Origin of the sequence: Mesorhizobium sp. M0601, assembly GCF_040320845.1 — a bacterium.
Taxonomy (GTDB): domain Bacteria; phylum Pseudomonadota; class Alphaproteobacteria; order Rhizobiales; family Rhizobiaceae; genus Mesorhizobium.
The window spans coordinates 50028-56408 of the sequence record NZ_JAMYQK010000041.1 but is presented as its reverse complement, the minus strand read 5'-3'; the positions used below and the strand labels follow the sequence as shown (position 1 = coordinate 56408).

The window sequence follows — 6381 nt, the reverse complement described above, 5'->3', positions numbered from 1 at the left end:
CGAGGAGGTCGCGTCGACCTTAATCAAGACGCTTCGGTGCGAGTGGATCCACGGCTTCATCGCCGACTTCTTCAACACTATCGACCCGAAGAGGGCTGGGTGGAGGTGATAAGGCTTACGCGCAACGCTGAAGGTAAGCCCGCAAAGTTCGAGATACGAAGTGAATTCCTTTCCGACTATCTCGCTGCCCGCGACATGCATCTGTTTTGTTCAAGTTACCGACAGCACGTCGTCGTTTCTGCAACCAAGCCGACATTCAGCTGGCCGACCGAAGGCCTTAATCAAGTCGTCGGTCGCGATACGCTCGAAGCCTATACCACGGAAGCGGGATATCCTGATCCCGTTGGCGCGTTCCGAACCCTTGGGGCGATATGGCGAACCGAATGGATCGAAGCCGGCAGTCGCAGTGTCCGAATCCGAGGCGATAAGGAACAGCACGAGTCCTCGTTCGCGTTGAAGACCGATGGGAGCCGCGTGTCTGGCGGCAAACTCGGAGGAGCGATCTCCTGGCTGTATTTTAGGCCGACGATCGTTTCCGAACTTCTTCGACACCGTGGGGGCCATCTTGGATGGTACACGCGGGAAACTGGTGCCATTGGAGCTACAGGCGGCACGAGTGTACATTTCGGTTTGAATGACCTAGGGCTGATCACGGTGTTTGCCAAGGATATCGGTGCACTCCCCCTGTGGTCGCAGAGGCTTTGGAGCGCACACAACGTAACGCCAGAGGGCGGCGTATCTGACGAGTTGTTTGCTGCTCAGATGCATGTCATGCCAGCTTCCACAAAGGCGCCTGAGGCTCAACTGGCTTCAGCATTGGAGGCGGTCGATGCGGCCTTTTCCAAACGCTTCGGTATCAAGATGCTGCGCGACCACCCTTCGGCGTCGGACCTGGCTTTACGCTCGCAGCGGTTCAAAGCCGTTGAGGCGGATGGGCTGCTCGAACTCTCCAAGGAACTTTCGCGGATGTTCGCGGAGCGTATCGATGCGAAGGTCGTAACTGCTCAGCTACCCGAACCCACGAACGAAAATCTCGGTTCGCTGAAAGTTGTCGAGCGACTGCTAGGGACCATCATCGCGCCTGAAAACGCAAGGCAACTCATGGCGCCGCTCTTCGGCATTCAAGACTTGCGGAATGCTAGCTCTCATCTGGGTTCCAGCAAGATCGCGAGCGGTATGGAACGAGCGCGAGTGGAGAGCCAGTCGCCAGCGGCGATGCAGGGAAGACAACTTTTACAGAGCTTCGTTGACACGGTTCGCCACATCTCTGAAATCCTGGATTTGATGACAAAGACAAATAGCTAAAGTTCTGCGTAGCTCCCTCGATAGCGACCAAGACCAGCGTCGCTAGGGGCGCTCCGGATTATCAGATCGCTACAGGGCGAGGCGAGCCAGCTCGGAAACAAGCTGTTTCTCTCCGAATACCTCGATGTGGTCGGGTTAGCCTGCAGTCATATAGAAATGTCTGCTTCCGGGCCTCGAGGACTTTCGCGGCAACGTCCGAGAATAAGGCGCAGTCCCGACGTCCAGATGGCGAACCGCCGGACCGGCCCGAGAAACGGCGCGCTTGAGATCACCCGCGCGCGGCTCTACTAGTCCGAAAACCTCACGCTCACGCCGCGCTGGCGAAAATAGGCCTGCATCAACTTGCGCCCCGAGCGGTTGTTCTGCGCCAACTTGGTCGGATCGAACACCGCCTGTTTTATCCCTTCTCGTGTCAGCGCCGCTTTAAGCGTCGCGATATGTGCGTCGATGTCGGCATTATCCGCCCGCAGCGAGGCATAGATACCTTCGGTCGCCTGGGCCACGGTCGGTTCGCTCACAGGTGTCGTCCTTTGGTTGGTTGAGCGGCGGCTTACCACAGATTCGCGGCTCCGCCGATACCGATGAGACCGTCAATCGTCTCTACCGGCATAGCAGGTTCCTGGCGCGAACCGACACCCAGTTGATGGCTGGAGATATCTGCCTTCTGACAACCGCAAAATTGGACTCTAGGTCCAAGTCGCGGCGCTAACCCGCCGCCCCACTCCCCCATGGCCCATGGAAAGCGCCCTGCCCGTCGATGCGCTCAAAACCGTGCGCGCCGAAGAAATCGCGCTGCGCCTGGATCAGGTTCGACGTGCCGCGGCCCTGCCGGTAACTATCGAAATAGGCAAGTGCAGATGACAGGGCCGGCACCGGCGAGCCGGCTTCGGCCGCCCTTGCCACGACACGGCGAAGCGACGGATGTGCCTCCTGCATCAATGAGACGAAAGCCGGCGCCATCAACAGGTTGGTGGCTGCGCCGCCGGCGCCGAAGGCCTCCGCCATCGTATCCAGCAATTGCGAGCGGATGATGCAGCCGGCCCGCCAGATCTTGGCGATGACCGGCATCGGCAGGTTCCAGTTGAATTCCTTCGACGCGCCGCTCATCACCGCGAATCCTTGCGCGTAGGCGGCGATCTTGCCGGCAAACAGCGCCAGCTCGAGATCGGCGAGCAGGGCGTCCCTGTCTCCGGAAATCTTGCTCACGCCGCCGCCATAGACCTTTTCGGCGGCAAGCCGCTCGTCCTTGATCGACGACAGCACGCGCGCCGCCACAGCCGCTTCGATTGCGGTGGCCGGGATGCCTAGCTGCTGCGCCTCGATCACCGACCATTTGCCGGTGCCTTTCTGGCCGGCGCGGTCGAGGATGATGTCGACCACCGGTTTGCCGGTCTTGGGATCGTCGGCGGCCAGCACCTTGGCGGTGATCTCGATCAGGTACGAATTGAGCCTGCCCGTGTTCCACTGAGAAAACACCTCAGCGATCTCTTTCGGCCCCATGCCGAGCCCGTCGCGCAATATGCCGTAGATCTCGGCGATCATCTGCATGTCGGCATATTCGATGCCGTTGTGGATGGTCTTGACGAAATGGCCGGCGCCGTCGGTGCCAAGCCACGCCGCGCAAGGCTCGCCCTTGAACTTGGCCGAGATCGCGGTCAGCACCTTTTCGACGCGCTTCCAGGACTCTTCGGTGCCGCCGACCATTATAGAGGGACCGTGGCGTGCTCCCTCCTCGCCGCCGGACACGCCCATGCCGATGAAGGTCAGGCCCGAATCGGTAAGCTCGGAGAAGCGCCGCATCGTATCGCGGAAATTGGCATTGCCGGCGTCGATGACGATGTCGTTGGCCGACAGCACGCCGCGCAATGCCGCGATCTGCTCGTCGACCGGCTTGCCGGCCAGCACCATGATGATGATCGGCCGCGGCGGCCGGATCGCGGCGGCCAGTTCTTCGAGGCTGTAGCAGGGCACCACCCTATCCCGAAGCGCGCCGGCATTTTCGACAAAGGCATCGGTGCGCGCCGCGGTGCGATTGAAGACGGCGATGCGGTGCCCCTTCTCGGCGATATTGAGCGCCAGGTTGGAGCCCATCGTGCCAAGGCCGATCAGGCCTATTTCGGCTTTTTCCATCGTTTCTTCCCTGCTTTCGGATCTTGTTGGTTTGAGCCCGCGATTGGGTTGGACGCCCATTCTTGATGGCGATGATTGACGGGGGTTCGCGGCCGCGTCAACCGCCTCGCCGAATTGTCTTGCGTGGACCAGCGCTCTCGTCACGGCCTGATGTCGATCGGCGCCCCTATCTTCACCATCTCGAAATCCGAGACCAGGATATCGAGCCGCGCCGTCCACCGGCCGGCGACCGGAATGACGAGATCGTCGACGCGCCAGGTGCCGTCGCCGGGATTCGTCGCCGGGCGTTTGATGGGCTCGATGCCGGAATCGGGCTTTGACAGGACCAGCGTTACCTGCTTGGCGTCGAGCGGGCCGAAATCGCCGGTCATGATGAAGATCGAAGCGGCAATAGGTCCGGTGTGCCCGGGCGCAATACTGAGATCGGCCATCGCTTGGAGCGTGTGGATATGCACCGATGCCGGCTGTGCCGCGGCGATCGCCAGCGCGCGCGGCGGCGGCGTGAAGCGCCAACCGGCGGCGATGCCGAAGATCGCGACCACGATCAGCACCTCGATGCCGATCGAGCGGGCCAGTCGCCGCTGGACTTCCGTCTTTCCCGCCTCGGCGGGGACCGTAAGCTTGAAGCGGTTGACGGCAGCGAGCGTGAACAGAAAGACGAGCAGCACCAGCTTGATCAGCAGCAGCCGGCCATAGGCAGTGTGGACCAGCGCCGACGGCGTTTGCACCTGGATGACGGCGAGCACGATGCCGGCTGCCGCAAGCACCGCCACGACGAACAGGATCGCTCGTGAAAACCGGCGCAGCAACGGCCCGGCTTTGTCCGGCTGCCGTTTCAAGGCAAGACCGAGCGGCGCCAGCGCCCCGGACCAAATCGCGATACCAGTGGCGTGCAGAAACACCATCGGCCGGGTCAGCCATTGCGGCTCGGCGGCACTGGCATGCCCGCTGGCGGCAAGTGCTGCGCCAACGCCAACCAGTCCGGCCAAGGCCAGCGGCTTTGCGTCGGCGGGCGGCACGACCAGCGATAATAGGCTCAGGCCGAGCGCCATCAGCGCGATCAGCACCGTCCAGCCGAAGCTGGTGCCAAGCCCGGTCTGCCAGATGACCGGCTGCGCCAGCCGGGCAAGCGGCGCGCCGAGTGCATCCAGCCCCTGGAAACCGAGCGACAAAAGTGCGGCGGCCAGCCCGCACAGGATCGCGGCGACGATCATGTTCTGGCCGGATCGGCCGCCTTGCGCCAGCCAGCCTAGCGCAAAGGCACCGCCGACACCGAAAAACAGGCCGATGTATAGAAAAACCTTGCCGATCCAGATCGCCGTTCGAAGCGCCCGGTCGACAGCTTCGGAAGGGGCCGGCGCAGCACTCGGTGCACCGACCGAGAACAGCACCGAGCCGCCGACCGGATGCCCGTCGGCGGAAATCACCCGCCAGCTCAGCACATGCGTGCCCGACGTCAGCGCCTGCGGATTGTCGATCTCGACGGTCTGGCCGCTGAGCCGGAAGGAGCTCAGCGGGATCGACGTGCCGTCGGGCCGCACCAGCGTCAGCACCAGCGGCGAAACCGGCTCGCTGAAGGTCAGCGACATCTGCGACGGGCTCTGCGCCAGCACCGCACCGTCAGCCGGCTCGGCCTTGATCAGCGCCGCATGGGCGAAGGCTGCGTTTGGCGCGGCAATGGTGGCAAGCAGCACAATCGCGGCCAGCAGGCCGATGGCAAGCCGGCCGGTTGTGCAGGCCGTTCGCACGATGGATGCCGCACTCATGTCACCGCCACAAAGACAGCGGCGCGCTCTTTCGGATAGAGCGCGCCGCGTAAGGATCACTTCTTCGGCAGCAGCTTGAGGCCGGGCGCCGGAAATTCCAGCGCGTCCTCGGCCTGCCCGGCCGTCGGAACCTCGATCCAGCGATCTGCAATGCCGTCACATTCCTGCACCACCGGGAAATGCAGCATCTGGCCTGCCGGCAGATCCGCCGCCAGCGTCGCGCGAAAGACGAATTCGTCGTAGAACTCGTCCGGCAGGCTGCCGGCGCTCCAGTCGATCTCCTTGACGCCGCTGGTCACTGCCTGGCCGTAGAGCTGGTAGGACTTTTCGTATTTGCCGTTCTTGACCTGCAGTGTCCAACCCGGCTTCGGCATCGGTTTGACCGAGAGCACCCCTTCCGGGATCTGCACGCGCAGCGCGGTCGTCGCCTTGCCCTCGCAGCCATGCGGCACCCGAAGAACCGCCTTGTAGGTCGAGCCCACCGCCGCCTCCGGCGTTTCGAGCGTGATGTGGGCAAAGGCCGCGCTGGTCCCGAGGACAAGAAGCACGCAGCCGGGCAAAAGAGATTTCTTCATGAGGCTACCTCTCGAAGCGGCCAAGTCAGTCGTCGTCCTGGGGCGCCGCGCTGCCGATGCCTTGCACGGCGAATTCAATCTGCACGGGCCCGGCTTCCTCGAAGGTCAGCGTGGCGGAGAACGTTTCGCCCTCCTTGGGCTGCCGCTTCAAATCCATGAACATCAAATGATAGCCGTTAGGCGCCAGCGCGACCTTGCCGCCAGCCGGGATTTCGAGGCCGCCGATGACCGGCCGCATGGTCATGACGCCATTGCTGACGCCCATCTCGTGCAGTTCGGCCTTGGCCGAAATGTCGGAGGTGATCGACAGCAGGCGATCCGCCGCACTGCCTGTGTTGGTGATGGTGAAGTAGCCGCCGGCCACCTTGGCGCCGGCTGGCGTGGCGCGCGACCAGGGGTGCCCGATCTCGAGATCGCCAAGCTTGAACTCGTGTGCCAACACCGTCTGGGCGCTGGCGAACAGGAGGGCAAGAACGCAAAGGGCGACGCCGAGACGCTGCTCGAAACGACCCAGTGAGAAGCGCCTGCGGCTGGATGCGGCAGCGCGAAAAGAGTGAGACATGATTGCTCCGTGGACTTTAGGGGATCGCGCCGATGGCCGGTCG

Annotated in this window: 6 protein-coding genes; 1 reads left to right on the top strand and 5 read right to left on the bottom strand. The window is 62.9% G+C overall.

What is annotated here, in order from left to right:
- The coding region (locus NKI41_RS27160) for a hypothetical protein (protein ID WP_352685880.1) at positions 1-1305 on the top strand (1305 nt) is incomplete at its 5' end.
- Positions 1306-1592: 287 nt separating this feature from the next.
- Here NKI41_RS27160 and NKI41_RS27155 read toward each other — a convergent pair.
- From NKI41_RS27155 to NKI41_RS27135, 5 genes are all read right to left on the bottom strand, one after another.
- Positions 1593-1823, bottom strand: coding sequence for a hypothetical protein (locus NKI41_RS27155; protein ID WP_352685879.1), 231 nt, complete (start codon positions 1821-1823; stop codon positions 1593-1595).
- 187 nt (positions 1824-2010) lie between these two features.
- Positions 2011-3435, bottom strand: coding sequence for an NADP-dependent phosphogluconate dehydrogenase (gnd, locus tag NKI41_RS27150; protein ID WP_352685877.1), 1425 nt, complete (start codon positions 3433-3435; stop codon positions 2011-2013).
- Between the two features lie 140 nt (positions 3436-3575).
- Complete coding sequence (locus NKI41_RS27145; RefSeq protein ID WP_352685875.1) at positions 3576-5201, bottom strand: copper resistance CopC/CopD family protein; 1626 nt, start codon at positions 5199-5201, stop codon at positions 3576-3578.
- A gap of 56 nt (positions 5202-5257) precedes the next feature.
- Positions 5258-5776, bottom strand: a complete 519-nt coding sequence (locus NKI41_RS27140) for a YcnI family copper-binding membrane protein (RefSeq protein ID WP_352685873.1) — start codon at positions 5774-5776, stop codon at positions 5258-5260.
- A 25-nt stretch (positions 5777-5801) separates the two neighbouring features.
- Positions 5802-6338: a copper chaperone PCu(A)C gene (locus NKI41_RS27135; RefSeq protein WP_352539441.1), complete on the bottom strand. Its 537-nt coding sequence runs from the start codon at positions 6336-6338 to the stop codon at positions 5802-5804.
- Positions 6339-6381 lie beyond the last annotated feature (43 nt).